Annotated in this window: 1 protein-coding gene; it reads left to right on the plus strand. The window is 42.6% G+C overall.

Features of this window, described 5'->3' with window-relative positions; translation table 11 throughout:
* The coding region (locus tag ABN212_RS18585; protein ID WP_349443564.1) for a phage tail tape measure protein at window positions 1–2,558 on the plus strand (2,558 nt) is incomplete at both ends.

Raw genomic sequence — 2,558 nt, forward strand, 5'->3', positions numbered from 1 at the left:
GATAAAATGGCAAAACTGCGTGAACTGATTATTAAAATTTCTGCTAATTCTTCCTCGTTTCAATCTGAAATAGCGCGGGCTTCGCGTATGGGAGAAAACTATTATCGGATCATTGAGCAAGGCGGGCGACGTGCCAGTGGTGCATCTCGTGAAATGCAACGCGCTATTCATGATCTAAATGGTGAATTATCGTCCATTAAAAATACTGTATCAGGCGTTGCGGGTGCATTTGCAGGAGCTTTTGCAACACAGCAACTTATCAATTATGCAGACACATGGAGTCAACTCAGCGGTCGATTAAAATTAGCGTCTACCTCGCTGGAAGATTTTAAACAAGCACAGCAAGAGTTAATGACGTTGAGCCAAAGAACGGGCACATCGATTGCAGCGAATACGAATCTATACAGCCGTGTTGCACAATCCATGCGTGATGCGGGTTATGCCTCAAGTGATGTTGTGAAAGTTACCGAAACCATTGCAACTTCATTAAAACTCTCTGGCGCCAGTGCTGAAGAAACCAGCTCTGTTATTACACAGCTAAGCCAAGCATTAGGTTCGGGTGTTCTTCGTGGTGAAGAGTTTAATGCTGTCATGGAGAATGGTGGTCGATTAGCAAAAATGCTGGCTGATGGTATGGGAACGACGATTGGTGGCCTGCGTGAAATGTCGCAAAGTGGACTGCTCACGATGGATAAAATTGTTCCTATCCTGACGAATACGCAACAGTTACGAGCCGAGTTTGAGCAATTGCCAGCCACGGTAAGTGGGTCTGCACAGAAGATTGAAAATGCGTTCATGGCATGGATTGGCAATGTTAATGAAACATCAGGTGCTACTCGCACACTATCAACCGCAATGGAGGGGATCGCGAACAATATTGATGGTATAGCCTCTGTTTCTGGTGTGTTAATTGGTTTGGGGTTGGCTCGTTATTTTGGTGGGTTAACAACGAGTGTGGCAAATGCAACCATTGGGGTTGCGCGTGCAACAAAAAGTGAAATAGCACATGCTCAAGCTCAATTGCAAGGTATCAAAATATCAACGGCTAGAGCAAGGGCGGCAGTCTATCGTGCTCAACAGGCAAGGTTAGCAGCACAAAGTGTTGAACAACAAGCATTGGCTGAACGTCGCTTAGCTTCCGCACAAGGAACATTAAACCGGAATATTTCAGCTAGACGCACAGCACAAGAAAACCTTAATAGAGTAACTTCAGTTGGAACACGCCTTTTGGGTGGTGCAATGGGGTTAATTGGTGGGGTTCCTGGTCTCGTGATGGCGGGCGCGACTGCTTGGTATATTATGCATCAGCGCCAGCAAGAGGCGAGAAGATCTGCCCTTGAGTATGCTAATACGCTAGATACTCTGAAAGAACGTATGCCTAACATGACTTTATCGCAGTCGCATGATGAGTCAAAAAATATAAAGAAAACGCTTGAAGTTCAAATTGAAGAATACGAAAAGCAAATTGCTAAAATCAAAAACATGGAGCGTGGCATAGTAAGTGCTCAACGTGAAGCGGATAACTTGCCGGAAGGTGTAGCAAGAGAAAGATTGCAATGGCGTATAAAAGAAACCGTATCTGCATTAGCCGTTGAAACTCAACGGTTGTCTCAAATGGAACAAGAGAAAGAAAGAACAACAAGCGCATTAAATGCGGTAGACAGCCAACGGAATTTTCTTATACGTCAGCAGGACTTAGAACAAAATAAAACCCATCAATCACTACTATTAATGAATGCCGAGCAAACCAAATTCAATCAAATCATGAATATTGGTAATAGTGTCTTAGCGACTCGACAGGCATTAGTTAATATTCCAATGCGCATTCCCAATGCAACATTAACTGATAAACAGCAAGCGTTAATAGATAATTCTGAGCGAAATAAAATTCTCTCTTCATTAACAGGTGAGGCAAGGGTCATTAAACAAGCTGAATTTTCTGCTGACGATGAGGGATTAACAAATACACCCGAACATGCTGAAAATAGGCAGAAATATATTAATAACCAAGTTGTTGCTTATCAAAATCAACAGAAAATCAATGAATCTCTTCAAACAGGAAAGGCAACCCAAAGTGCCTATGAAAAAGCGCAAAAAGAAGCTGAAAGAACCGCAGAACAATATGAGCGGAAAATAGCAGATTTAAGTGTGGCAACAGAGGTTCAGAAGGTTAGGGCTTCACAAGGTGAAAAAGCCGCTTCTCTTTATGCAGCATCACATGAAAATGGGGCTAAATGGACTGATAAGCAAAGAGAAGCAATTGAACGCTCATCTGTTGCTCTCGCAGAATGGACGCAAAAAGCAGATGATGCCGTCAAAAAGCATCGTGATATGGAAGAGGCTCGTAAAAAACTGCAAGAAGCCACAGTCAAATTTAACGATGAAGCTACGTTAGCGACTCAAACCAATAGCATGAGTTCAAGAGAAAAAAGCTACTTTGAAGAAAGCCAGCAAATAGACCGTATCTACAATGAATCTGCGAAGAAAACAGAAGATATTGAAGCCAGATCTAAAGCATTAGATGCATTAGATCTTAAGTATCGAAATATAGCGCTCGC

It is taken from the genome of Proteus genomosp. 6 (genome assembly GCF_040139785.1).
Taxonomy (GTDB): domain Bacteria; phylum Pseudomonadota; class Gammaproteobacteria; order Enterobacterales; family Enterobacteriaceae; genus Proteus.